At 57.5% G+C, this 24,365-nt stretch carries 22 protein-coding genes; 16 read left to right on the forward strand and 6 right to left on the reverse strand.

Annotated features, from left to right (window positions below; genetic code table 11):
* Positions 1-42: 42 nt before the first annotated feature.
* Positions 43-516, forward strand: coding sequence for a bacterioferritin (gene bfr / locus ACYZTZ_RS22235; RefSeq protein ID WP_056742015.1), 474 nt, complete (start codon positions 43-45; stop codon positions 514-516).
* Between the two features lie 180 nt (positions 517-696).
* Here bfr and grxD read toward each other — a convergent pair whose 3' ends face one another.
* The 3 genes from grxD to ACYZTZ_RS22250 all read right to left on the reverse strand — a co-directional run bounded on the left by grxD (position 697) and on the right by ACYZTZ_RS22250 (position 3,666).
* A complete protein-coding gene (gene grxD, locus ACYZTZ_RS22240) occupies positions 697-1,038 on the reverse strand; it encodes a Grx4 family monothiol glutaredoxin (protein ID WP_461999721.1) in 342 nt (113 codons plus the stop codon).
* A 97-nt stretch (positions 1,039-1,135) separates the two neighbouring features.
* Positions 1,136-3,241, reverse strand: coding sequence for a molybdopterin oxidoreductase family protein (locus ACYZTZ_RS22245; protein ID WP_461999722.1), 2,106 nt, complete (start codon positions 3,239-3,241; stop codon positions 1,136-1,138).
* A 134-nt stretch (positions 3,242-3,375) separates the two neighbouring features.
* Positions 3,376-3,666: a hypothetical protein gene (locus ACYZTZ_RS22250; protein ID WP_046047088.1), complete on the reverse strand. Its 291-nt coding sequence runs from the start codon at positions 3,664-3,666 to the stop codon at positions 3,376-3,378.
* A gap of 417 nt (positions 3,667-4,083) precedes the next feature.
* Between ACYZTZ_RS22250 and argF the strand changes: the two genes are divergently transcribed.
* Positions 4,084-5,004 (forward strand): ornithine carbamoyltransferase, encoded by a 921-nt coding sequence (gene argF / locus ACYZTZ_RS22255; RefSeq protein WP_033053690.1) that lies wholly within the window; start codon positions 4,084-4,086, stop codon positions 5,002-5,004.
* Positions 5,001-6,110 (forward strand): ABC transporter ATP-binding protein, encoded by a 1,110-nt coding sequence (locus ACYZTZ_RS22260; RefSeq protein WP_033057464.1) that lies wholly within the window; start codon positions 5,001-5,003, stop codon positions 6,108-6,110. Before argF ends, ACYZTZ_RS22260 begins: the two co-directional genes overlap by 4 nt.
* Before the next feature lie 91 nt (positions 6,111-6,201).
* On the opposite strand, the gene ACYZTZ_RS22265 is transcribed toward ACYZTZ_RS22260, so the two are convergent.
* Positions 6,202-6,984, reverse strand: coding sequence for a PhzF family phenazine biosynthesis protein (locus ACYZTZ_RS22265; RefSeq protein WP_461999723.1), 783 nt, complete (start codon positions 6,982-6,984; stop codon positions 6,202-6,204).
* A gap of 106 nt (positions 6,985-7,090) precedes the next feature.
* A complete protein-coding gene (ybaK, locus tag ACYZTZ_RS22270) occupies positions 7,091-7,561 on the reverse strand; it encodes a Cys-tRNA(Pro) deacylase (RefSeq protein ID WP_007971306.1) in 471 nt (156 codons plus the stop codon).
* A 369-nt stretch (positions 7,562-7,930) separates the two neighbouring features.
* On the opposite strand from ybaK, the gene ACYZTZ_RS22275 reads away from it, so the two are divergent.
* The 4 genes from ACYZTZ_RS22275 to glpD all read left to right on the forward strand — a co-directional run bounded on the left by ACYZTZ_RS22275 (position 7,931) and on the right by glpD (position 13,049).
* Positions 7,931-8,782, forward strand: coding sequence for an MIP/aquaporin family protein (locus ACYZTZ_RS22275; protein WP_462000698.1), 852 nt, complete (start codon positions 7,931-7,933; stop codon positions 8,780-8,782).
* A gap of 75 nt (positions 8,783-8,857) precedes the next feature.
* Complete coding sequence (glpK, locus tag ACYZTZ_RS22280) at positions 8,858-10,363, forward strand: glycerol kinase GlpK (RefSeq protein WP_033057460.1); 1,506 nt, start codon at positions 8,858-8,860, stop codon at positions 10,361-10,363.
* A 95-nt stretch (positions 10,364-10,458) separates the two neighbouring features.
* Positions 10,459-11,214 carry a DeoR/GlpR family transcriptional regulator gene (locus ACYZTZ_RS22285; protein ID WP_007916700.1) on the forward strand — a complete coding sequence of 252 codons (756 nt, stop codon included), beginning with the start codon at positions 10,459-10,461 and terminating at the stop codon, positions 11,212-11,214.
* A gap of 296 nt (positions 11,215-11,510) precedes the next feature.
* A complete protein-coding gene (gene glpD / locus ACYZTZ_RS22290) occupies positions 11,511-13,049 on the forward strand; it encodes a glycerol-3-phosphate dehydrogenase (RefSeq protein WP_461999724.1) in 1,539 nt (512 codons plus the stop codon).
* A gap of 62 nt (positions 13,050-13,111) precedes the next feature.
* On the opposite strand, the gene ACYZTZ_RS22295 is transcribed toward glpD, so the two are convergent.
* Positions 13,112-13,999: a LysR family transcriptional regulator gene (locus tag ACYZTZ_RS22295; RefSeq protein WP_462000699.1), complete on the reverse strand. Its 888-nt coding sequence runs from the start codon at positions 13,997-13,999 to the stop codon at positions 13,112-13,114.
* Positions 14,000-14,104: 105 nt separating this feature from the next.
* Between ACYZTZ_RS22295 and ACYZTZ_RS22300 the strand changes: the two genes are divergently transcribed.
* From ACYZTZ_RS22300 to ACYZTZ_RS22340, 9 genes are all read left to right on the forward strand, one after another.
* Positions 14,105-15,472: an MFS transporter gene (locus ACYZTZ_RS22300; RefSeq protein WP_461999725.1), complete on the forward strand. Its 1,368-nt coding sequence runs from the start codon at positions 14,105-14,107 to the stop codon at positions 15,470-15,472.
* Complete coding sequence (locus ACYZTZ_RS22305; RefSeq protein ID WP_461999726.1) at positions 15,453-15,863, forward strand: DUF4440 domain-containing protein; 411 nt, start codon at positions 15,453-15,455, stop codon at positions 15,861-15,863. The genes ACYZTZ_RS22300 and ACYZTZ_RS22305 overlap by 20 nt, the downstream gene beginning before the upstream one ends.
* Positions 15,864-15,870: 7 nt before the next feature.
* On the forward strand, positions 15,871-16,818 hold the full coding sequence (locus ACYZTZ_RS22310; RefSeq protein WP_461999727.1) for a flavin reductase family protein: 948 nt from the start codon (positions 15,871-15,873) through the stop codon (positions 16,816-16,818).
* A 13-nt stretch (positions 16,819-16,831) separates the two neighbouring features.
* Positions 16,832-18,136 carry a Rieske 2Fe-2S domain-containing protein gene (locus tag ACYZTZ_RS22315; RefSeq protein ID WP_461999728.1) on the forward strand — a complete coding sequence of 435 codons (1,305 nt, stop codon included), beginning with the start codon at positions 16,832-16,834 and terminating at the stop codon, positions 18,134-18,136.
* The gene (locus ACYZTZ_RS22320) at positions 18,114-18,599 is read left to right on the forward strand and encodes an aromatic-ring-hydroxylating dioxygenase subunit beta (RefSeq protein ID WP_461999729.1); all 486 of its coding nucleotides are present in this window, start codon (positions 18,114-18,116) and stop codon (positions 18,597-18,599) included. Before ACYZTZ_RS22315 ends, ACYZTZ_RS22320 begins: the two co-directional genes overlap by 23 nt.
* 26 nt (positions 18,600-18,625) lie before the next feature.
* Positions 18,626-20,326: an NAD(P)/FAD-dependent oxidoreductase gene (locus tag ACYZTZ_RS22325; protein ID WP_462000700.1), complete on the forward strand. Its 1,701-nt coding sequence runs from the start codon at positions 18,626-18,628 to the stop codon at positions 20,324-20,326.
* Between the two features lie 44 nt (positions 20,327-20,370).
* Positions 20,371-21,708, forward strand: a complete 1,338-nt coding sequence (locus ACYZTZ_RS22330) for an amidase family protein (protein WP_461999730.1) — start codon at positions 20,371-20,373, stop codon at positions 21,706-21,708.
* A 118-nt stretch (positions 21,709-21,826) separates the two neighbouring features.
* The gene (gene mtr / locus ACYZTZ_RS22335; RefSeq protein ID WP_461999731.1) at positions 21,827-23,104 is read left to right on the forward strand and encodes a tryptophan permease; all 1,278 of its coding nucleotides are present in this window, start codon (positions 21,827-21,829) and stop codon (positions 23,102-23,104) included.
* A gap of 268 nt (positions 23,105-23,372) precedes the next feature.
* On the forward strand, positions 23,373-24,287 hold the full coding sequence (locus ACYZTZ_RS22340) for a glutamate/aspartate ABC transporter substrate-binding protein (RefSeq protein ID WP_461999732.1): 915 nt from the start codon (positions 23,373-23,375) through the stop codon (positions 24,285-24,287).
* The last annotated feature ends 78 nt before the right edge of the window (positions 24,288-24,365 follow it).

Below are 24,365 nucleotides of genomic sequence, written 5' to 3' on the forward strand. Positions count from 1 at the left end.
AAACTCAGCCTTATAGACAGCTACTTAGGGCAGGACCCCATCATGAAAGGCGACGTTACAGTCATCCAGCATCTCAACAAGATCCTTGCCAATGAGCTGGTCGCGATCAATCAATACTTCCTGCATGCACGCATGTACGAAGATTGGGGCCTGAACAAGCTCGGCAAGCACGAATACCACGAATCCATCGACGAGATGAAGCACGCGGATAAGTTGATCAAGCGCATCCTGTTCCTTGAAGGCCTGCCGAACGTCCAGGACCTGGGCAAGCTGCAGATCGGCGAACACACCAAGGAAATGCTTGAGTGCGACCTGCGTATCGAACGCACCGGTCATGCGGATCTCAAAGTGGCTATCGCTCATTGCGAAACCGTTGGCGACTTTGGTAGCCGTGAACTGCTTGAAGATATTCTTGAATCCGAAGAAGAACATATCGACTGGCTGGAAACCCAACTGGGTCTGATCGATAAAGTCGGTCTTGAGAACTATCTGCAATCTCAGATGGGCGAAGAGTAGGAGCTGTCGAGTGAAACGAGGCTGCGATCTTGGCGATGGCAGCGGTGACATCGCAATAACTTAATTAAGTGCAATAAAAAGCCCCGCTCCTCTTTCGAGGGGCGGGGCTTTTTAGTTGCTGAAGATCAAAAGATCGCAGCCTCGTTTCACTCGACAGCTCCTACAGGGGAGCCAATCGTTTTAGGCTTCGGACTTATTGGCAGAAGCAGCTTCGACAGCAGCCTTGATGGTGGTTTGCAGCGAACCGTCTGCAGCCATCTCGGTCATGATGTCGCTACCGCCGACCAGCTCACCACCAACCCACAGTTGCGGGAAGGTTGGCCAGTTGGCGTATTTTGGCAGGTTGGCGCGGATTTCCGGGTTCTGCAGGATGTCCACGTAAGCAAATTTTTCACCACACGCCATCACGGCCTGCGCGGCTTTCGCGGAGAAGCCACACTGCGGGGCATTCGGCGAACCTTTCATGTAAAGCAGAATGGTGTTGTTAGCAATCTGCTCTTTAATCGTTTCGATGATATCCATGGAGCACCTCGGCTGAACTTTCCGACTCAGGGGTCGGCACGGTGGCGCATTGTAACGGAAACCCGAGCACCCTGCTCGGTCTCCCCGACAGACTTGATCAAGCCGCCGCCACGGTCACTGGCACACCGTTCAACGCCGCATTGCCCGACAACTCATCGAGCTGACACTCGTCGGTCAAATCATTGGCGCTGGAACCCGGCTGACCACTGGCAATGGTCATCTGCACACCCGGCCGCGCATGGCCCCAACCGTGCGGAAGGCTGACCACGCCTTTCATCATATCCAGACTGCCGAGCACTTCAACTTCGATCTCACCGACCCGCGAACTGACCCGCACGCGCTGCCCGTCGTTGAGTCCACGGCTGGCCAGGTCATCCGGGTGCATCAGCAATTGATGGCGCGGCTTGCCCTTCACCAGGCGGTGATAATTGTGCATCCACGAGTTGTTGCTGCGCACATGACGGCGGCCAATCATCAACAACTCATCGGCCGCTGGTGCTTGCAAGGCTGCAAAGCGCGCCAGGTCAGCAAGGATCGCGGCAGGCGCTGCCTGGACTCGCTGGTTAGCCGTTTTCAGACGTGGAGCCAGGTTGGACTTCAATGCCCCAAGATCGACACCGTGAGGGTGATCAAACAACGTCGCCAGCGATAGCTTGTGCTCCGAAGCGTCGCCATACAGCCCCATCCGTAAGCCATGATCAATAATCTGCGCCGGAGCGACGGTTGGTTTCAATACTTTGCCAGTCTTCGCAGCAAAGGCCTTGGCCAGCCCCACGAAAATCTCCCAGTCATGCAACGCACCTTCGGGCTTGGCGAGGATCGCGCGATTGAACCGACTGACGTTACGCACCGCAAACATATTGAAAGTCGTGTCGTAATGATCGTTTTCCAGGGCCGATGTGGACGGCAGGATCAGGTCGGCATAACGCGTGGTTTCATTGATGTACAGGTCGATGCTGACCATGAACTCCAAACCGTCCAGCGCCTGTTCCAGTTGTCGGCCATTGGGCGTCGACAGCACCGGATTACCCGCCACGGTAATCAGCGCGCGGACTTGCCCTTCCCCTTCGGTAAGCATCTCTTCGGCCAGCGCCGAGACCGGCAGTTCTCCACCGTATTCAGGACGCCCGGAGACCCGGCTCTGCCACAGATTGAAATGCCCACCTGAGGTGGACGCCACCAGGTCCACCGCCGGTTCGGTGCACAACGCCCCTCCTACGCGATCAAGATTACCGGTGACCAGGTTGATCAGCTGCACAACCCAATGACACAAGGTGCCGAACGCCTGGGTCGAGACGCCCATGCGGCCGTAGCAGACCGCCGTCGGCGCCGCTGCAAAGTCCCGCGCCAGTTGGCGGATCTGTTCGGCGGGCACCGCGCACAATGGGCTCATGGCCTCAGCGGTGAAATTCGCGACCGCCTCCCGCACCTCATCCAGACCGTCCACCGGCAAATGACTGTCGCGGGTCAGGCCTTCAGCGAACAAAGTGTTGAGCAGTCCGAACAACAACGCCGCATCGCCACCGGGGCGCACAAACAGATGCTGATCGGCAATCGCCGCCGTTTCGCTGCGGCGCGGATCGACCACCACCACTTTGCCGCCGCGGGCCTGAATGGCCTTCAAGCGCTTCTCCACATCCGGCACGGTCATGATGCTGCCGTTGGAGGCCAGTGGATTGCCGCCGAGGATCAGCATGAAATCAGTGTGATCGATGTCCGGGATCGGCAACAGCAAACCGTGGCCGTACATCAAATGGCTGGTCAGGTGATGGGGCAACTGATCAACCGACGTCGCAGAAAACCGGTTGCGGGTTTTCAACAGGCCGAGAAAGTAATTGCTGTGGGTCATCAGCCCATAGTTGTGCACGCTGGGGTTGCCTTGATAGACCGCCACCGCGTTTTGCCCATGACGCTCTTGAATCGCCGCCAGACGTTCGGCTACAAGGCTGAAGGCGTCTTCCCACTCGATGGGTTGCCATTCACTGCCGACACGCAGCATCGGCTGACGCAGACGATCCGGATCGTTCTGAATATCTTGCAGGGCGACGGCCTTGGGGCAGATGTGCCCACGGCTGAATGTATCCTGAGCGTCACCCTTGATCGAAGTGATCTGCACCGCGCCTTCGACCTCGGTGGTTTCGATGGTCAGGCCGCAAATGGCTTCGCACAAGTGGCACGCACGGTGATGGAGAGTCTTGGTCATGGCCAGTCTCTGTCTTGTTCTGGGCGGGCAATATCGGCCGCGGGAACAAAACTATGGCGCCTGATCCACTGCGGCGCCAGCGACGTTCGTCTTGTGAATCGGCGGCCATCAGGCCAGCCGATGACCGCTGGGGATCAGTTCGGCGGCAGCCTCGGCGGCGCCTGCAACTGGATCTCCTGGATGGTTTCGATCTGCTCTTGAGCGAGATGAACACCGGTGAGTTCGCCGATCAGCCGCCAGTGCTCGTCGAGCCCGGTGCTGATGGTTGCCATGCGGTCGATCATCCGCCGGCCGGCAGCCTTGGTCACTTCGTCTTCACTGCGCATCAACTCGAAGGACATCGAGGTCATGGACGCGGTGAGGTGGGTCAGCGAGCGAGCCGTGAGGCCGAGTAATTCCATTAACTGTCGTTCTTTCGATTCCATTCCGAAGGCTTCCTGCGTCGTTCGTGCGTTAGTTATAACCCGCCACTTTGCATTAGCAAATGTTTCAGACCAGACACATCCCTCAATCCTGAGCATAAATGTATCGAATGACAGGTCAGAAACCGACCGTTGCTATGCCGTCCCCGCCCCGTTTGATTGCAAAGCCCCGCGACCCCAGTGTACAAATGACGGGCTGCTGTCAGGAAACAGGCTTCAAAAGCGCTACTGCGGTCATCCCGTAGCCCCTCTGAAATCCCCTAAAAACCGTAGCCCTATTGGTAAGACGCGACATTTAATTATAAGATCGCGCCTTCCCCTATTTCGTCGCCCCGTGCGGCTTACGCCGCAGGTCTCGCCCGTTTTTCAGTTAAACAAGGCTTTGAGTATCTGCGGTCTGTTGCAAAAAGGTAGTCAATGATGAGCGCAAGGCACTTTCTCTCCCTGATGGATTGCACGCCCGAAGAGCTGGTCAGCGTGATCCGTCGAGGCGTTGAGCTCAAAGACCTGCGTAACCGCGGCGTACTGTTCGAGCCTCTGAAAAACCGCGTGCTCGGGATGATTTTCGAGAAATCGTCGACCCGCACCCGAATTTCGTTCGAAGCCGGCATGATCCAGCTCGGTGGCCAGGCGATCTTCCTGTCACCGCGCGACACCCAACTGGGCCGTGGCGAGCCGATCGGCGACTGCGCGATCGTCATGTCGAGCATGCTCGACGCCGTGATGATCCGTACCTTTGCCCACAGCACCCTGACCGAATTCGCCGCCAACTCCCGCGTGCCCGTGATCAACGGCCTGTCCGATGACTTGCACCCGTGCCAGTTGCTGGCCGACATGCAGACGTTCCTCGAACACCGCGGCTCGATCCAGGGCAAAACCGTGGCCTGGATCGGCGACGGCAACAACATGTGCAACAGCTATATAGAAGCGGCGATCCAGTTCGACTTCCAGTTGCGCGTCGCTTGCCCGGAAGGCTTTGAACCCAACCCTGAATTCGTGGCCAAGGCCGGTGATCGGGTGACCATCGTCCGCGATCCGAAGGATGCCGTACGCGGCGCCCACCTGGTCAGCACCGACGTCTGGACCTCCATGGGCCAGGAAGAGGAAACCGCCAAACGCCTGAAGCTGTTCGCACCGTTCCAGGTCAACCGCGCCCTGCTCGACCTGGCCGCACCGGACGTGCTGTTCATGCACTGCCTGCCGGCCCACCGTGGCGAGGAAATCAGCGTGGACCTGCTCGATGACCAGCGCTCCGTCGCGTGGGATCAAGCCGAAAACCGTCTTCACGCACAGAAGGCCCTGCTCGAGTTTCTCGTCGAGCCGGCGTACCACCACGCATGAGCCATCCATTACTGTTGAACCTGCGTAACCTCGCCTGCGGCTATCAAGACCAGCGAGTCGTGCAGAACCTCAACCTGCATTTGAATGCCGGCGACATCGGTTGCCTGCTGGGCTCTTCAGGCTGCGGCAAAACCACCACGCTACGGGCGATTGCCGGTTTCGAACCGGTGCACGAAGGTGAAATCCAGTTGGCGGGCGAGACGATCTCCCGCGCCGGTTTCACCCTTGCCCCGGAGAAACGCCGGATCGGCATGGTGTTCCAGGATTACGCCCTGTTTCCTCACTTGAGCGTGGCCGAGAACATCGCCTTCGGGATCCGCAAGCACCCGCAAAAGGATCGCGTCACCGAAGAGTTGCTGGAACTGGTCAACCTGAAGAACCTCGGCAAGCGCTTCCCGCATGAGCTGTCCGGTGGTCAACAGCAGCGCGTCGCACTGGCCCGCGCCCTGGCGCCGGAACCGCAACTGCTGCTGCTCGACGAACCCTTTTCCAACCTTGATGGCGAGCTGCGACGCAAGCTCAGCCATGAGGTGCGCGATATCCTCAAGGCCCGTGGCACCAGCGCGATTCTGGTGACCCACGACCAGGAAGAAGCCTTCGCGGTGAGCGATCATGTGGGGGTTTTCAAGGAAGGTCGTCTGGAACAGTGGGACACGCCTTACAACCTGTATCACGAACCGCTGACGCCGTTTGTCGCCAGTTTCATCGGCCAGGGTTATTTCATTCGTGGTCAGCTGAGCAGCCCCGAATCGGTGCAGACCGAACTGGGCGAGTTACGCGGTAATCGTGCCTACACCTGGCCGGTTGGCGGTGCGGTGGATGTGTTGCTGCGTCCGGACGATATCGTTTATGCACCGGACAGCACGTTGAAGGCGCGGATTGTCGGCAAGTCTTTCCAGGGTGCGTCCACCTTGTATCGCTTGCAGTTGCCGACCGGCGCGCAGCTGGAATCGATTTTCCCGAGCCATGCCGATCATCAGGTGGGTTCAGAGGTCGGCATTCGTGTCGCGGCTGAACACCTGGTGCTGTTTCAGGCGTCGGGCAGTACGGCGGCGCAGATTCCGGTCGTCGAGTCCGGTGTTCGCCGCTACAGCAGCGCCCACTAAACCAACGCTAAAAGATCGCAGCCTTCGGCAGCTCCTACATTGGAGTGCGTACACCTGTAGGAGCTGCCGAAGGCTGCGATCTTTTTCGGGGTCAACCCAGCATCAGCGTTCCGCTTGCAACGAGCGTCGCATTCCCGCCGATTTTCACCCGATCCCCTTCCAGCCGACAGAACAACTCCCCGCCTCGAGCCGAACGCTGACAAGCCGTCAGGCTCGACTTGCCCAAACGTTTCGACCAGTACGGAATCAGGCTGCAATGGGTCGAGCCCGTCACCGGGTCTTCGTTGATGCCGATCGCCGGCGCGAAGTAGCGGGACACAAAATCATGCTGGCTGCCCCTGGCCGTGACAATTGCCCCCGGCCACGGCAGTTTCGCCAGCGCTGCCATGTCCGGCTGACATTCGAGCACCGCCTGCTCGGATTCCAGCACCACGAACAACTCGTTCGCCCCCAGCACATCAACCGCCTCCACACCCAGCGCGCGCTCGACATCCAGGGTCACGCCCACTTCCGACGGCACGATGGCCGGGAAGTCCAGCCACAAGCGTTCACCCTCACGGCTCACACTGAGCAGGCCCGACTTGCAAACGAAGTCCAGCCGCTCGACCGGCTCTTTGTAGATTTCAAACAGAACGTAAGCGCTGGCCAGGGTTGCATGACCGCACAACGGCACTTCGGTGGTCGGGGTAAACCAGCGGATGTGCCAGCCCTGCCCTTCGCGCACCACGAAAGCGGTTTCGGCGAGGTTGTGCTCGGCGGCGATCTTCTGCATCAACTCATCGGCAAGCCAGGCATCGAGGCGATAGACCATCGCCGGGTTGCCACTGAACGGCCGATCACTGAACGCATCGACCTGATGAAACTCAAGCTGCATAACCTTCTCCCTTTGTCAGGTCACGGAGCATGAAGCCGCCGACAACCCGGCACCAGTGACAGAGCCCGTAAATTTCCACCATACAGCGCCGGGCTGATAGTCCGCGTCAGGCGCGGCCGATATCAGCGAACTTCGCCTGGGTATGTTCGGCCAGCACCGCGGGTGCCAATTCGACTTCCAGCCCTCGTCGCCCCGCGCTGACAAAAATGCTGGCGAAAGGCTGCGCCGAATTATCGATAAAGGTGCGCAAGCGCTTTTTCTGTCCCAGCGGGCTGATGCCACCCAACAGGTAACCGGTGGATCGTTGCGCAGCGGCAGGATCGGCCATTTCGACTTTTTTCACGCCCGCTGCATGAGCCAGGCCTTTCAAGTCCAGACTTCCGACGACCGGCACCACGGCCACCAGCAATTCACCTTTCTCGCTGGCCGCCAGCAAGGTCTTGAACACCTGCGCCGGGTCCAATCCCAACTTTTCCGCGGCCTCCAGCCCGTAGGACGCTGCCTTCGGATCATGTTCATAACTGTGCACGCGATGTTCGGCACGAACTTTTTTCAACAAATCCAATGCGGGGGTCATGACAGCTCCAGACTGGGCGGCAGAAGAAAAATACTGCGCTGGATTCTAGGTCATTGATCGACAAATGGCTCTATTGCGGCGCTATTTCAAAGGTTTGGCGGCACCTTATGCCGTTCGTCCACCTTCGGCCTGCCGTGTGAACGATGCGGTCATTCATGTGACTAATAGTTCGATTGTGACTGACGGTTCACTTTCGACCTTTGACATCAGCGTTTCTTGTCTATATTTTTTCGAATCTGAATACTGTACGAATGTTCCTACGCAGCACCCAGCAGTAGGCCGAGAACAGGATGGGGATCCTGCCTCGGTGAAAATCGCGCTTTGACCATGATGCAAAAGCGCCAGACAACAACAAAAACGAGGTTTTCAATGACAACTGCTTTACAACAACCGTCGCTCTCAAGCCAATGCATGGCCGAATTCCTGGGCACCGCGCTGCTGATCTTTTTTGGTACAGGTTGTGTTGCCGCGCTCAAGGTCGCGGGTGCCAGCTTCGGCCTTTGGGAAATCAGCATCATCTGGGGGATCGGCGTGAGCATGGCGATCTACCTGACCGCCGGCGTTTCCGGGGCTCATCTCAATCCCGCCGTCAGCATTGCCCTGAGCATTTTCGCTGACTTCGAAAAGCGCAAACTGCCCTTTTATATTCTCGCCCAGATCGCTGGTGCCTTCTGTGGAGCGTTGTTGGTTTACACGCTGTACAGCAATTTATTCTTCGATTACGAACAAACTCACCATATGGTTCGTGGTACTCAGGCCAGCCTCGAATTGGCGTCGGTGTTCTCCACCTTCCCCAACCCGGCCTTGACCACGGCACAAGCCTTTCTGGTTGAGGTGATCATCACTGCCATCCTGATGGGCGTGATCATGTCCCTGACCGACGACAACAATGGCTTGCCAAAGGGTCCGCTCGCTCCGCTGCTGATCGGCCTGCTGATTGCCGTGATTGGCAGCTCGATGGGGCCGCTGACCGGTTTTGCGATGAACCCGGCGCGCGACTTCGGTCCTAAACTGATGACTTTCTTCGCTGGCTGGGGTGAAATTTCCTTCACCGGCGGGCGCGATATCCCGTATTTCCTGATTCCGATTTTTGCACCGATTGTCGGTGCCTGCCTCGGTGCTGCAGCGTATCGCGGGCTGATTGCCCGTCATCTGCCCAGCGCCCTACCTGCTACAAAGGACGCAGTACCGGCCATTGACGGCAAACCAAGAACTTCTTGATACCGTTGGCGTGTGATCCTGCCCATCAGATCACGCGCCGGACCTCACTCCCTTTTTTCGTCCAAGGCAATCGACATGACCGACACTCAGAATAAGAACTACATCATTGCCCTCGATCAGGGTACGACCAGCTCACGCGCGATCATTTTCGACCGCGACGCGAACGTGGTCTGCACCGCCCAGCGCGAATTCGCACAGCATTACCCGCAAGCCGGTTGGGTCGAACACGACCCGATGGAAATCTTCGCCACCCAAAGCGCCGTGATGGTCGAGGCCCTGGCTCAAGCCGGCCTGCATCACGACCAGGTTGCTGCCATCGGCATCACCAACCAGCGCGAAACCACCGTGGTCTGGGACAAGACCACCGGCCGCCCGATCTACAACGCGATCGTCTGGCAGTGCCGCCGCAGCACCGAGATCTGCCAGCAGCTCAAGCGCGACGGTCACGAGCAATACATCAGCGACACCACCGGCCTGGTCACCGACCCGTACTTCTCCGGCACCAAGCTCAAGTGGATCCTCGACAACGTCGAAGGCAGCCGCGAACGTGCGCGCAAAGGCGAACTGTTGTTCGGCACCATCGACAGCTGGTTGATCTGGAAATTTACCGGCGGCAAGGTGCACGTCACCGACTACACCAACGCCTCGCGCACCATGCTCTTCAACATCCACACGCTGGAGTGGGACGCGAAGATGCTGGAGGTGCTGGATATTCCGCGCGAGATGCTGCCGGAAGTTAAATCCTCGTCCGAAATCTACGGCCACACCAAAAGCGGCATCGCCATCGGCGGTATCGCCGGTGACCAGCAAGCGGCCCTGTTCGGCCAGATGTGCGTCGAACCAGGTCAGGCGAAAAACACCTACGGCACCGGCTGCTTCCTGCTGATGAACACCGGCGACAAAGCCGTGAAGTCCAAGCACGGCATGCTCACCACCATCGCTTGCGGCCCGCGCGGCGAAGTGGCTTACGCACTGGAAGGTGCTGTGTTCAACGGCGGCTCCACCGTTCAATGGCTGCGTGATGAACTGAAAATCATCAACGACGCCCACGACACCGAATACTTCGCCAACAAGGTCAAGGACAGCAACGGCGTGTACCTGGTACCCGCCTTCACCGGCCTGGGCGCTCCGTACTGGGACCCGTATGCCCGTGGCGCGCTGTTCGGTCTGACTCGCGGCGTACGCGTGGATCACATCATTCGTGCAGCCCTTGAGTCGATTGCCTACCAGACCCGCGACGTTCTCGACGCCATGCAACAGGATTCCGGCGAACGCTTGAAATCCCTGCGTGTCGACGGCGGTGCGGTGGCGAACAACTTCCTGATGCAGTTCCAGGCCGACATCCTCGGTACTCAGGTCGAGCGTCCGCAAATGCGCGAAACCACTGCACTGGGTGCGGCTTACCTGGCCGGTCTGGCGTGTGGCTTCTGGGGCAGCCTGGATGAGTTGCGCGGCAAGGCTGTGATCGAACGCGAATTCGAACCGACCCTGGACGAAACCGCGAAGGAAAAACTCTACGCTGGCTGGAAAAAAGCCGTCAGCCGCACCCGCGATTGGGAACCGCATGAAGGCGCTGAATAAGCCGAACTGAGTACTCGTATCGGTATGTAACTGGTAGGGAGCAGATTCCTGCGGCATCATGGGCAAATTTTGCACGGCAGCCCAAAGGAAGCCCCATGAATCTGCCTCCCCGTCAGCAGCAAATCCTCGAACTGGTCCGCGAACGCGGCTATGTCAGCATCGAGGAAATGGCTACGCTGTTCGTCGTTACACCGCAAACCATCCGCCGCGATATCAATCAGCTCGCGGAAGCTAATTTGTTGCGTCGCTACCATGGCGGCGCAGCCTACGATTCCAGTGTCGAAAACACCGCCTACGCCATGCGTGCCGATCAGATGCGCGATGAAAAGCAGCGTATCGGTGAAGCCATTGCGGCTCAAATCCCCGATCACGCCTCGCTGTTCATCAATATCGGTACCACCACCGAATCCATCGCCCGGGCGTTGCTCAATCACAATCACCTGAAGATCATCACCAATAACCTGCATGTAGCCTCGATGCTCAGCGCCAAGGACGACTTTGACGTTCTGCTGACGGGTGGCAACGTGCGGCGCGACGGTGGCGTGGTCGGTCAGGCCAGTGTCGACTTCATTAACCAGTTCAAGGTTGATTTTGCCCTGGTCGGCATCAGCGGTATCGATGAAGACGGCAGTCTGCTGGACTTCGACTATCAGGAAGTTCGGGTGTCGCAGGCGATCATCGCCAATGCCCGACAGGTCATCCTTGCGGCGGATTCCAGCAAATTCGGGCGCAACGCCATGATTCGTCTGGGGCCGATCAGCTTGATTGATTGCCTGGTGACCGATCAGCAGCCTGTGCCGGCGTTGGCGCAGTTGCTGAGTCAGCACAAGATTCGGCTCGAAGTCGTTTAACTCCCCTCACATCTTCGTCGACTGTACCGACGCCATCGCGAGCAGGCTCGCTCCCACAGGTTCCGCGTAACCCTTGTGGGAGCGAGCCTGCTCGCGAATACGGTCGCCCATGCGGCACACCTTCCGCGGCTTACCGCACATCTAGATGTTCGAAAATTTTCCTTTCAAGGCCCTTCGATCAGTATTTTCAATCGAAGTTAACTGGCTGTGGGCGACTTTATGGGCTACCATTTTCGCAAATGAACATTAATGTTCGAATTCCAATACAGAAAATCATAAAAGCCCGAGGCTAGCCGATGCCCACTTCTACCTTGCCTACGCCCCCTCTCGCTGAGATCTACGATATCGCCGTCATCGGTGGCGGGATCAATGGCGTGGGGATCGCAGCGGATGCCGCCGGTCGCGGTCTTTCGGTGTTTCTTTGCGAGAAGGACGACCTGGCCAGCCACACCTCGTCAGCCAGCAGCAAGCTGATCCACGGTGGCTTGCGCTACCTCGAACATTACGAATTCCGTCTGGTGCGCGAAGCCCTGGCTGAACGCGAAGTGCTGCTGGCCAAGGCCCCGCACATCGTCAAGCAGATGCGCTTCGTGCTGCCGCACCGCCCACACCTGCGTCCGGCCTGGATGATCCGCGCCGGCCTGTTCCTTTATGACAACCTCGGCAAGCGGGAAAAACTCGAAGGCTCGAAAAGCCTGAAGTTCGGCCCGGACAGCCCACTGAAAAGTGAAATCACCAAAGGCTTCGAATACTCCGATTGCTGGGTCGACGATGCTCGCCTGGTGGTGCTGAACGCCATGGCCGCCCGCGAAAAAGGCGCCCACGTTCACACCCAGACCCGTTGCGTCAGCGCCCGTCGTACCAAGGGAATGTGGCACCTGCATCTGGAACGCGCCGATGGCAGTCTGTTTTCGATCCGCGCCAAGGCACTGGTAAACGCCGCCGGCCCTTGGGTCGCCAAGTTCATTCGTGACGACCTGAAGATGGAATCGCCATATGGCATCCGTCTGATTCAGGGCAGCCATCTGATCGTGCCGAAACTGTACGAAGGCGAACATGCGCACATTCTGCAAAACGAAGATCAGCGCATCGTGTTCACCATTCCGTACCTGAACCACTTCACCCTGATCGGCACCACCGACCGCGAGTACACCGGCGATCCGGCTGCAGTTGCGATCACTGAAGGCGAAACCGATTACCTGTTGAAAGTGGTCAACTCCCATTTCAAGAAACGCATCAGCCGCGACGATATCCTGCACAGCTATTCCGGCGTTCGCCCACTGTGCAACGACGAGTCCGACAACCCGTCGGCCGTTACCCGCGACTACACCTTGGCACTGTCGGGCACCGGCGAAGAAGCGCCGCTGTTATCGGTGTTCGGCGGCAAACTGACCACCTACCGCAAACTGGCCGAGTCGGCGCTGGCGCAACTGGCTCCGTACTTCAAGGACATCAAGCCGAGCTGGACTGCCAGCGCTCCCCTGCCGGGCGGTGAAGACATGACCACCCCGCAAGCCTTGTGCGCCTTGATCCGTGACAAGTTCGACTGGGTGCCGACCGAAATCGCCCGCCGCTGGGCCACCACCTACGGCAGCCGCACCTGGCGCATGCTGGAAGGCGTGCAGAATCTCGGCGATATGGGCGAACACATCGGCGGCGGTCTCTACACCCGTGAAGTCGATTACCTGTGCAGCGAAGAGTGGGCGACCACCGCGCATGACATTCTGTGGCGCCGTAGCAAGCTGGGCTTGTTCACTACTCCGGCGGAACAGGAAAAGCTCAAGGATTACCTGAACAAGGTCGAACAGAACCGCAGCAAGATCGAAGCGGCCTGATCGGCAATCCGGTTAAAACCAAGCCCCTGAGTCTCACGATTCAGGGGCTTTTTTGTAGGCGCTTACTGCGCCAGATGCAGCAACAGGAAATCAATGAACGCCCTCGATTTGTGGGGCAAATGCGGGCTGTTGGGGAACACCACGTTGACTGACTGAGAGGGCAGCGAATAGTCGGGTAACAACTGGATCAGCCGCTCGCTGGCGATGTCGTCCTTGACCACCCAGGAGGGCAGCACCGAAACACCTAGCGACGACAACGTCATGGAACGGATGGCCGTGGAAGAATTGGATTCAAACTGATTGATCCCATTGATCTCGACATCACCCAATTGCGGATGGCGCAGCGTCCATTGAGTGGGCGCCTGCAGGTTGCTATTGGCAATCCACGGCACTGCATTCAGGTCCTGAGGTTTTTGCACTGGGTGACGCGCAAGGAACGTCTTGGTAGCCACCAGGACAATCTCATAATCCGCCAGTTTACGGCTCTTGAATGCAGAGTCCGCCAAGTTGCCCAAACGGATAACCAGGTCTAACTTTTCCGCCACCAGGTCATTGAGTGACGAGTTAAAGTTATAACAGAGTTTTATCTCCGGGTAGCGCTCTATAAACTGCGGAATCAACGGCAGAATATACGCCTCACCGTATTCACTGGTGGAACTGAAGCGCAATTTACCGGCAACCCGATTATGCCCTTTTAATACATTATCAAAGGCATTATCTATATCCGCGACAATACCTTTGAACTCTTCATAAAAATCCTGACCTATTTCGGTGAGGGATATATTTCGGGTATTGCGAATCAACAGCGTCGCTGACAGCACATCCTCCAGCGCCTTGACATGCAGGCTGGCCATGGCTTTGCTGATGCTCAGGTAATTGGCGGCCTTGGTGTAAGAACCAAAATCGACCACGGCCAGAAATGTCTGGACCCGATTAAGATGAGTGTGCATAGCAATATGGCTCACTGTTAAATCCCGTCAAACATTGTTTCAAGGATAGTCGTATCGACAGTTCAAGTCCATCGCCCCTATGCTTTGCGACAAAGGGGAAACAACATGACCTATCGCTACAAAGTTGCGCTGATATTTCTGATCGGCTTTTTTATAGACTGCATTAACATCTTTATGTCGGCGGTCGCATTACCCAGCATATCGGCGGCGTTGCACGTTAGTACTTCAGACGTTGCCTGGGTGGCTAATGCTTATATTCTCGGGCTGACGCTGATTATCCCGGTCAGCACTTGGCTGGCCGGTCGTTTTGGCAGCCGGGAAATCCTCACCGCCTCGATGATCGTATTCACAGGCTCCGTGTGGATGTGTGGGCTGGCCAACAGTTTCAATGAACTGGTGATCTGGCGCTTCGTCCAGGGCGTTGGCGGCGGACTGTTGATTCCTGTCGGCCAGGCGCTGACGTTCAACCTGTTCAAGGGTGAGCAGAGGGCGAAAATATCCACATTGGTCATGGCCGTTGCCCTGATAGCGCCCGCCATTTCACCGACCATCGGCGGCATCATCGTCGACAGCAGTTCCTGGCGCTGGGTCTTCTACAGCAACATTCCGTTCTCGCTGATCGCGGCATTGCTGTCCTGGTTCTGGATCAACGAAGCGCGCCCGACGAGTTTGCCCAGACCCGACATCAAGGGCTTGCTGCTGGTTAGCGCGGCGCTCGGCAGCCTGCTGATGGGCATGTCGTTGTATGGCGGCGACGCTCCGGCAGGGGTGGCCGCCCTCTTCGTCATGGCCGGCGTTACTTTCGTCGTGCTGTACGGGCTGCACTACCGCACCTGCAAAAACCCGATCATTGAACTGAGCCTGCTCAAAAGCAAAAAACTCAGCACCTCCATTTTTATCTATTACGCGATTCCAGGTGTGTTCACCGGAGTCAACTTGATGAGCATCTTCTTCCTGCAAAACACCCTGCACTTCAGCGCCCGACTGACAGGGATGTTCATGATCCTGTATGCCATCGGCGCGTTCATCGCGATGTTGATCTGTGGCCGGGTCTATAACCGGATGGGCGCAAAGCGGCTGTTTGCCCTCGGCATGCTCTTGCACAGCGCCGGCATTGCCACCCTGTTACTGGTGAACAATCCCTCAGACCTTTGGACGATTGTCATCGCCTACAGTTTGATGGGGATCGGCGGCGGCATCGGTGCCAACACAGCACAAACCACGTCATTGATGGACTTTGAGGGCAGTGACACCCACAAGGCCAGTGTCATCTGGAACATCAACCGACAGATGTCATTCAGCATCGGCGCTGCCCTCTTCCTGATGGTTTTCAACCTGCTCTTGAAGCATTTCGATACCACCCAGGCGTACCACGTGACCTTCGCCATCGCCGCGCTGGTGGGCCTGTTTCCACTCTTTCAACTGAGTCAGTTGAACACTCAAAAGGACTGTCATGCACAACAAAATAGTTGAACAGGCGCACCACAGCATTCATCACGTGCACGCGTTGATCCACACCCTGTTCACCGATTCAAACGGTGAGGGGCAGGCCACGCTTGAACCGCTGATGTCGGCATTCGCCGAGCACTTCACCATGGTTACCACTTCGGCCGCCATCGTCAGCCGGGCGATGGTTGAACAGATGTTCAAGGGTGCGGTCGGCGCCAAGCCAGGTCTGGAGATCGTCATCAGTGACCTGCAGACGGTATGGAAAGAAGGCGCCAGCGTGGCGATCCGCTACAAGGAAACCCATCGCCTCAACCAGCGCGAAAGCTCACGGGTTTCGGTGGCGATCATTGGCATCCATCACCACAACGCCCAATGGACCTACCTGCATGAAACGCCGCTAAGCCAGGAAAGCTGATTCTCGTATGAACTACACAATCACTGATTGCCGGATGCTCTCGGCCTCGATCAAAGAAATCAGCGTCAGCCCGCAAACACCGGGGTTTGCGGCCCTGGAAGCGGGCGCACATTTCAAATGGTTCATCCCCGAACTGAATGAATGGCGGCACTACTCGGCGGTACAGCTGGCAGGTCGCACTACCCCGCAAGGCAGCGTCGTCTTTGCCATCCGGCTCACTGCCGACTCAGTCAGCAGTCGCTACATCCGTTCGCTGGCAGTCAACGACTCGGTGCAGCTCGATGGCCCATTCAATACGTTCACCTACCCGCTCACTGAAGGCGTCGGCAGGGACATTGCGATTGCTGGCGGCATCGGCATTACGCCGCTGACCGGGATCCTTCATCACCTGACGTCATTGAATCGAAGCGCACACCTGCACTATTTCGCCAGGAGCGACGACGACGCGGCCTATGCCTTGCCAATGAAGGCACTGTTGCAGGAGCGCCTGCACTTCCACTTCTCCAGTCAGCCCGATGGCCGCCGCTCTGTCAGCCAGGTCCTGGCATACCTTTCGCCACACGACCGGCTCTACGTCTGCGGTCCGCAATCGATGCTCAACGACGTGTTTTGCCATGCCGAGGCCAATGGCCTGCCCCGCGAGCGCATCCATTTTGAAATCTTCAATGTGGTACGTGAAGACGATGCGTCGGCCTTTGTAATTGACGCCGTCGAGTCGGGTATCAGCGTCAACGTCAATCCAGATCAATCCTTGCTGGAGGCGCTGGAGGCTGCCGGTCTGGACCCGCTCTATGACTGTCGACGCGGTGAGTGCGGCGTCTGCGCGCTAGAGGTCCTTGAGGGCGAAGTCGACCATCGCGATTTCATCATGAGCGAAAAAGAAGCTGCCTGTAGCGCAAGGATTTATCCCTGCGTCTCGCGGGCCAAAAGCCAACGCCTGAAGCTGGCGATCTAACGAGGAAAACCGTTTGGACAATTACTTCAACGGCAGAGAAGTGCACAAATCGCTCTTCCTTGATCAACAGCTCTTCGAACAAGAACAACAAAGCGTCTTCGCCGCCAGTTGGTGCTACGTGGGGCATGACAGTCTGATCCCGCAGCCCGGCGACTTTTTTACCACCGACATTGCACAGCAACCCTTGGCGATGGTCCGGCAAAAAAATGGCGAGATTGTTGTTCTGCATAATCGCTGCCCGCACAAAGGTGTGAAAGTACTGGCCGAGCCTCGCGGTAATGTCGGCCGGTTCATCCGCTGCCCCTACCATGCCTGGACATTCAAGACCGATGGCGAACTGTTGAGTATTCCGGTGAAGAAGGAATACGACGATTGCGAGCTCAGCGCCTGCTCCGCCCACAAAGGCATGCAAGCCGTTGCGGCGGTGGAGAATTATCGCGGTTTTGTGTTTGTCCGCCTCCAGGCGGAAGGCATCGACTTCAACACGTTTTTCGGCGAGTCATTATCGACACTGGACAACATGGTGCTGCGCTCGCCCCTGGGTCAGCTTCGCGTCGTTGGCCAGCCGCTCCTGCACCGACATCACTGCAACTGGAAAATGGTCGTCGATAACCAGACCGACACCTGTCACCCGATGATTGCCCATGAGTCCTCGGCGGGCGAGGCGATCAGCTTGTGGAAGGAAACCAGCGACCAGACCAGCCCTTCGCCCATGGCGGTCGAACTGTTTTCACCGTTCATGGCGTCCTACGAGTTTTTCGCCAACATGGGCATTCGCGTCTGGCCCAACGGCCATGGGCATACAGGCGTCAGCAACTCAATCCATAAAGCCTATGCCGATATTCCGGGTTATTGGGACCTGATGGTCCAGAGCTATGGCGAACGCCAGGCCACCGAGATTCTCGAAGACACCCGACACAACACCGTCTATTTCCCGAACCTGATGGTCAAGGGACCGATCCAGACGTTGCGGGTGATCAAGCCGGTCAGCGCCCAAGAGACCGTTGTCGAGTCCTGGATCTTCGAGTTGTTGGGCGCCCCCATCCAGTTGCTGGAAAGAACCGTCCAGTACAACAACCTGATCAATTCCCCGTGCTCGATGGTTGCCCACGACGATGTGGAAATGTACGAGCGGGCAACGGAGGGGTTGCGCAGTGACGCCAATGAGTGGGTCAACGTGGCGCGACTCTTTGAATCGAACGAATCCTATGAGCGGACCCAGGTGGTTTCGGGCACCAGCGAAATGGCGATGCGCAATTTTTACAACAGCTGGCAGCACTTGATGCGGGATAACAATGCAACTCGATCCGAACAATAAACACGCCATAGAACAGTTGATCGCCACCGAGATCCAGCTGTTGGACCAACAAGACTTCAGTGCCTGGCAACAACTACTGACTCCCGAATACACCTACTGGGTACCGTTGCGACGAGAACAAACCAGCCCCCTTCATGAGTCCTCGCTGCTGTATGAAGACCGGTTTCTGACGACGTTGCGAATCAACCGATTGGCCAACGCGCGCAACTACTCGCAACAGCCAAAGAGTCGCAGTTTGCATATTGCCCAGTGTTCGTTGATCCGAATGGACGACGACGAACTGAGCGCATCGAGCAGCACCAACATGCTCTATTGCGAAGCCCGCGGTGACAGCGAATGGCACTACCCGGTCACCGTCGAGCATCAACTGATTAACGTCGAAGGCACCTGGAAAATCAAAGGCAAAAAAGTACTTCTGCTCAATCCCTCCCGCGCGATTGAAAGCCTGCAGTTAATCATCTGATTTATCGAGAATCACACGTGAACGTTATGAGTACCGGCTTCGACGAAGCCACATTCCCCTGTTCTTTTCCGTATGTCGATCTGTTGTACGACTACGGCCAGTTTTTGCGCAATGCTGTTGATGCGATCGGGTACTTGCCACCCGAAGCGGCCAACAAACACATTGGCATTGTCGGCGCCGGGCTGAGCGGACTGGTCGCTGCCTACGAATTACTCCGCGCCGGCGCCCACCGGGTCACGCTGTTCGAGGCTGCCGAGGAACACTTGGGCGGTCGCTTGCTGACCCAACGCTTTGACGATGACCACCCGCAATTCATCGCCGAAATGGGGGCGATGCGTTTTCCTCCCAGCGAGGTCGGGTTGTTTCATTACCTGAACCGGTTCGGCATCGAAACCACTGAAGCGTTTCCTGACCCCGGTGTGGTGGACACCGAAATCCACTACCGCGGGGAGACTTATCACTGGGCCGCCATGCAGCCGCCACCGGCTATTTTCAGCACGGTCCACCGGGGCTGGAATACCTTTCTGAAAGAGGGTGTGACCTTCGATGACGGCACCTGTCTGGCGCCACCATTGTTACTGACCGAGTTACTGAAGCAACACAATTACCCGGAAGTGCAGCCGGAATGGCAGCGCTATCTGGATTGTTTCGGCGACAGTTCGTTCTATTCGGCCATGGTGCGGATTTTCACTGGCAGCAACCCGCCCGGCGGAAAACAGTGGCGTAAACCCGAAGACTTCCATCTATTCGGGTCGCTGGGGATTGGCTCGGGCGGTTTCCAATCGGTTTACCGCGCCTCTTTTACCGAGATTCTGCGGCTCGTGGTCAATGGCCTCGAAGTCAATCAACGACTGGTGCCAATGGGCATCTCGTCGCTGTCGGAGTTGATTGCCGATACGTCATTCAACGGAATGCCATTGCGCGACCGAATCTGCCGCACCCGCATCGAGTCCATCAACAAGGGCGATAACGGTGAAATCCTGCTGGCCGGCAGCAATGGTGAGACCTATGCCTGCGACCGGGTGATCACCACGACTACAACCCGGGCGCTGCAAGTGAACATGAAGCTCACACAGAACCAGGCCTTCGTGAATCGCGATGTCGCCCGGGCGATCAACGAAACCCACATGGTCGGTTCATCCAAGCTGTTCATCCTGACCAAAGACAAGTTCTGGTTGAAACACGGTCTGCCACAGAACATCCAGACGGACACCCTGGTGAAGGGCGTGTATTGCCTGGATTACGCGCCACAGGACCCTGACTCCTGGGGCGTGGTATTGATCAGTTACACCTGGGAAGACGACTCCCACAAGATGGTTTCAATGACCGACAAAGTTCAACGCTGCTTGCGTCTTGTCGATGAACTGGCCATGAGCGCACCTGAGTTTGCCAGCCACCTTCTACCGCTCAATGGTAACTACCAGCGATACGTCCTGGAGTATGACTGGCTGACCGACAAGCATTCACTGGGGGCCTTCAAACTCAACTTTCCAGGTGACGATATTTACTCGGAGCGTTTGTTCTACCAATTCAAAACAGCCCTCGATCCACAACAGGACACGGGGTTGTACCTCGCCGGGTGCGGCTGCTCTTTCACCGGTGGCTGGGCGGAAGGCGCCATTCAAACAGCGCTCAACGGTGCCTGTGCGGTGATCAGCAGTCTGGGTGGCGACTTGATTGCCGACAATCCGCTGGACGGGCTGCACGCTCAATACCGCTATTGCTGACGCCTTCATCGCAAGCCTCCATCCCCATAGCCGAGACCCGTTTTATGTACAGCCAGCATTCAATTGAAGAACTCGTCAGCGGATTTCGCAGTGGCAGTCACTGCCTGGACACCTGGCACCAATCCCTGCGCGAAAAACAGTTTGATCATCAACACCTGAACAGCTTCATCACGTTCGATCCGGCGGCGTTCGAGGGCGCCCCCGGCGCGGATCGAGAGGCGGGCCTGTATGGCATTCCCGTTTCCTTCAAGGACAACATCAATGTCAGCGGCATGCCGACCACCGCAGGAACGCCGGGGCTGGCCGCTTATTACCCGTTGTCCGATGCCGGGATTGTCGAGCGCTTCAAGACGCTGGGGGCGAGGGCCGTTGGTAAAAACAACATGCATGAACTTTCGTTCGGGGTGACTTCTGCCAACCGAACCCACGGCGCCGTGGTCAACCCGGTCGACGAACGCTACAGCGCCGGCGGCAGCAGCGGCGGTTGTGCGGCTGCCGTCGCCGCCGGCCTGGTCCCCTGCGCCGTGGGCACCGACACCGGCGGTTCGGTGCGCATCCCCGCTGCGTTCTGCGGGATCGTCGGGTTTCGCCCCACCACGGGTTGTTACCCGGTCGACGGCATCGTGCCCGTTTCCCAGACCAAGGACACGCCGGGGCTACTGACCCGCACATTGCAAGACTGTCAGTTCATCCACCATCATCTGACCGGGACACGCCCCGCGGCCCTGGACGACAACAGACCGCTACGGGTGGGCATACCGGAAAAGTTCCTCTGGGCCGACCTCGACGAAAAAGTCCGACGCGACTGCTTCGCGGCTATCGAGGCACTGGCAGATCAGGGCGTGGAACTTGTTCCGGTCGATGACCTGTTGATAGGGGAAATCAACGAGAGTATTCAGTTCCCATTGCCGATTTATGAGTTCTTTATCGACTTCCCGCGCTTCTTGATGAAGGAAGGCTGGGGCGACAATTTCCTGAGCATCCTGGCGCAGATCCAGGACCCCGGCATAAAGAAAATACTGACGGCGCAACTCGAGAGCCCGGCGATTTCCTACACGGACTATGTACAGGCACTGATGAGCAAACTGCAGCTGGGTCGTGAATACAGCCGTCTGTTCAATGCCCATCAACTGGATGTGATTGCGTACCCCACCGTCAGCTGCACGGCACCATTGCTCACGGATTGCGAGGCAGAAAGTAACTTCGAAACGTTCGTACGCAACACCGACCCTGCCAGCAACCTGGCGGCCCCCAGTGTCACCATACCCGTAGCGGAAAAACACTCGCTGCCGGTCGGACTCTCGTTCGACGCGTTGCCCGGTCAGGACAGCCTGCTGCTGGAGAGAGCCCGTCAGTTATCACGCTTGCTGGCCATGCACTAACGCGCTGTCGGCGCCATTCATCAGCAACGCTGAATGGCGCTGATCCTTTCGCACGCGCGGTCGGCAATTCAGCCCGCCGAAAGAACAGCCCTCTAATAATTCAGATGCAGGCCATGCCATGCGCAGCACTTCTACGCCCTCTTCCACCTCATCCGCTACCCCCGTCGCACTCGAACGGTCGCCTTCGGTACTCGGCGGCGCCATGATGATCGGTGGCACCATTGTCGGCGCCGGCATGTTTTCGCTGCCGGTCGTCATGTCCGGCCTGTGGTTTTATGGCTCCGTCGCGGTCCTGTTGTTTGCCTGGTTCTGCACCTTGCATTCCGGGTTGATGATCCTTGAGGCCAACCTCAACTATCGTCCGGGCGCCAGTTTCTCAACGATCACCAAAGACTTGCTGGGTCGTCGCTGGAATGTGTTGAACGGATTGAGCATCGTGTTTGTCCTGTACACGCTGACTTACGCTTACATCTCGGCCAGCGGTTCGGTGATTCATCACAGTGCCCAATCATTGGGATTGAATCTGTCGGCACGTGCCGGGGGCTTGTATTTCACCCTGACGGTCGCGCTCATTGTGTGGCTAAGTACGGCAGCGGTGAGCCGGGTGACCACGCTGATTTTCGGCGCAAAGATCATTGCGTTTTTCCTGACCTTCGGCGGGCTGCTCGATCATGTGCAACCGGCGACGCTGCTCAATCGAAACGCCACGGATAGCCACTACCTCCCTTACCTGCTGATGACCCTGCCCTTCTGCCTGACGTCCTTCGGCTTTCACGGCAACGTTCCCAGCCTGATGAAACACTTCGGCAAAGACCCGCAGCGTATCCGTGCCTGCCTGGTCAGCGGCACCCTCATCGCGCTTGGACTCTACGTTGTCTGGATGGTTTGCAGCATGGGGAACATTCCCCGGGACGGGTTCAAGGATATCGCTCAGCGTGGCGGCAATATCGACGTACTGATCAGCGCGCTGGGGGCAATGCTCAACAGTGCAAAAATCGACGTATTCCTCACACTTTTTTCCAACTTCGCCGTTGCTTGCTCCTTTCTCGGCGTGACCTTGGGGCTCTTCGATTATCTGGCCGATGTGCTGGGTTTTGATGACAGCCCGCGAGGTCGCATGAAAACCGCAGCCACCACCTTTACACCGCCCATGTTCTGCGGGTTGTTGTGGCCCGAAGGGTTTATCCATGCCATCGGTTTCGCCGGTCTGGCGGCAACCCTCTGGGCCGTCATCACCCCGGCATTGTTGGCCAGAGCCTCACGCAAACGCTTTGGCAGCCCGCGGTATCGCGTCTGGGGAGGCCAGCCCATGATTGCCCTGGTACTGTTTTTCGGAGTGATCAGCGCGGTTTCACATGTCCTGTTTTCACTGGGTTTGTTGCCGGTGTGGCGTTAGCAGCCCTGAACAGCATTCGGTTTTCCGAACATGACCTGTCGGTCGATTCGGTTAACCGGATTCCCCCAACATCAAAAACCTCGCCATAAATATTTAATCCCCTTATAAATCAATAGCTTGATCTGTTCAGCCTGGCCTGGCACGAGTCATGCTCTACACTCTTGGACGAATGTCCGCTGAGCCAACCCTTCAGGAGCCGGCAAGCATTCAAAGCACAAAAAGGGCCGATGAACTGGCTCCATATAAAAACAATGTCGAGGAAAATTTGATGCGCATCGTTCCCCATCTCCTGGGCGCAGCCATTGCTGCCGCTCTGATCAGCACTCCAGTTTTCGCCGCCGAACTCACCGGCACCCTGAAGAAGATCAAAGAGTCCGGCGTTATCACCCTCGGACATCGTGACGCTTCCATTCCGTTTTCCTACATCGCTGATGCTTCCGGCAAACCGATGGGCTACTCCCACGATATCCAGCTGAAAATCGTCGAAGCCATCAAGAAAGACCTCGACCTGCCGAACCTTCAGGTCAAATACAACCTGGTCACCTCGCAAACCCGTATCCCGCTGGTGCAGAACGGCACCGTGGACGTCGAGTGCGGCTCCACCACCAACAACGTCGAGCGTCAGCAGCAAGTTGACTTCTCCGTCGGCATCTTCGAAATCGGTACCCGCCTGCTGTCCAAGAAAGGTTCGGCGTACAAGGACTTCGACGACCTCAAAGGCAAGAACGTCGTGACCACCGCTGGCACCACGTCCGAGCGCATCCTCAAGTCGATGAACGCCGACAAACAAATGGGCATGAACGTCATCTCCGCCAAAGACCACGGCGAATCCTTCCAGATGCTGGAATCGGGCCGTGCCGTCGCGTTCATGATGGACGACGCGCTGCTGGCCGGTGAAGCGGCCAAAGCCAAGAACGCCGCCGACTGGGCTGTGACCGGTACTCCACAGTCCTACGAAATCTACGGCTGCATGGTCCGCAAGGGCGACGAGCCGTTCAAGAAGGCTGTAGATGACGCCATCGTCGCCACCTACAAGTCGGGCGAGATCAACAAGATCTACGAAAAATGGTTCATGCAGCCAATCCCGCCAAAAGGCCTGAACCTGAACTTCCCGATGAGCGACGAGCTCAAGAAACTGATCGCCAGTCCGACCGATAAAGCGGCTGACGACAAGAAGTCCTGATTTCTGACTAACCTTATCTCCTGAGAGGGCCACTGCCCTTTCGGGGGATAGTCACTCCCTGCTGGCTTTTTTGGAGCA

The organism is Pseudomonas sp. LB3P58, assembly GCF_054897895.1.

Coding starts and splice junctions, on each gene's coding strand:
- ACYZTZ_RS22250 (WP_046047088.1), bottom strand. CDS start 3,666: ATGGAATCGAAAGAACGACAGTTAATGGAATTACTCGGCCTCACGGCT.
- ACYZTZ_RS22310 (WP_461999727.1), top strand. CDS start 15,871: ATGAACTACACAATCACTGATTGCCGGATGCTCTCGGCCTCGATCAAA.
- ACYZTZ_RS22340 (WP_461999732.1), top strand. CDS start 23,373: ATGCGCATCGTTCCCCATCTCCTGGGCGCAGCCATTGCTGCCGCTCTG.
- ACYZTZ_RS22300 (WP_461999725.1), top strand. CDS start 14,105: ATGACCTATCGCTACAAAGTTGCGCTGATATTTCTGATCGGCTTTTTT.
- glpD (WP_461999724.1), top strand. CDS start 11,511: ATGCCCACTTCTACCTTGCCTACGCCCCCTCTCGCTGAGATCTACGAT.
- ACYZTZ_RS22295 (WP_462000699.1), bottom strand. CDS start 13,999: ATGCACACTCATCTTAATCGGGTCCAGACATTTCTGGCCGTGGTCGAT.
- ACYZTZ_RS22265 (WP_461999723.1), bottom strand. CDS start 6,984: ATGCAGCTTGAGTTTCATCAGGTCGATGCGTTCAGTGATCGGCCGTTC.
- ACYZTZ_RS22320 (WP_461999729.1), top strand. CDS start 18,114: ATGCAACTCGATCCGAACAATAAACACGCCATAGAACAGTTGATCGCC.
- bfr (WP_056742015.1), top strand. CDS start 43: ATGAAAGGCGACGTTACAGTCATCCAGCATCTCAACAAGATCCTTGCC.
- ACYZTZ_RS22325 (WP_462000700.1), top strand. CDS start 18,626: ATGAGTACCGGCTTCGACGAAGCCACATTCCCCTGTTCTTTTCCGTAT.
- ACYZTZ_RS22330 (WP_461999730.1), top strand. CDS start 20,371: ATGTACAGCCAGCATTCAATTGAAGAACTCGTCAGCGGATTTCGCAGT.
- ACYZTZ_RS22305 (WP_461999726.1), top strand. CDS start 15,453: ATGCACAACAAAATAGTTGAACAGGCGCACCACAGCATTCATCACGTG.
- ACYZTZ_RS22245 (WP_461999722.1), bottom strand. CDS start 3,241: ATGACCAAGACTCTCCATCACCGTGCGTGCCACTTGTGCGAAGCCATT.
- mtr (WP_461999731.1), top strand. CDS start 21,827: ATGCGCAGCACTTCTACGCCCTCTTCCACCTCATCCGCTACCCCCGTC.
- ACYZTZ_RS22285 (WP_007916700.1), top strand. CDS start 10,459: ATGAATCTGCCTCCCCGTCAGCAGCAAATCCTCGAACTGGTCCGCGAA.
- glpK (WP_033057460.1), top strand. CDS start 8,858: ATGACCGACACTCAGAATAAGAACTACATCATTGCCCTCGATCAGGGT.
- grxD (WP_461999721.1), bottom strand. CDS start 1,038: ATGGATATCATCGAAACGATTAAAGAGCAGATTGCTAACAACACCATT.
- ACYZTZ_RS22275 (WP_462000698.1), top strand. CDS start 7,931: ATGACAACTGCTTTACAACAACCGTCGCTCTCAAGCCAATGCATGGCC.
- ybaK (WP_007971306.1), bottom strand. CDS start 7,561: ATGACCCCCGCATTGGATTTGTTGAAAAAAGTTCGTGCCGAACATCGC.
- argF (WP_033053690.1), top strand. CDS start 4,084: ATGAGCGCAAGGCACTTTCTCTCCCTGATGGATTGCACGCCCGAAGAG.
- ACYZTZ_RS22260 (WP_033057464.1), top strand. CDS start 5,001: ATGAGCCATCCATTACTGTTGAACCTGCGTAACCTCGCCTGCGGCTAT.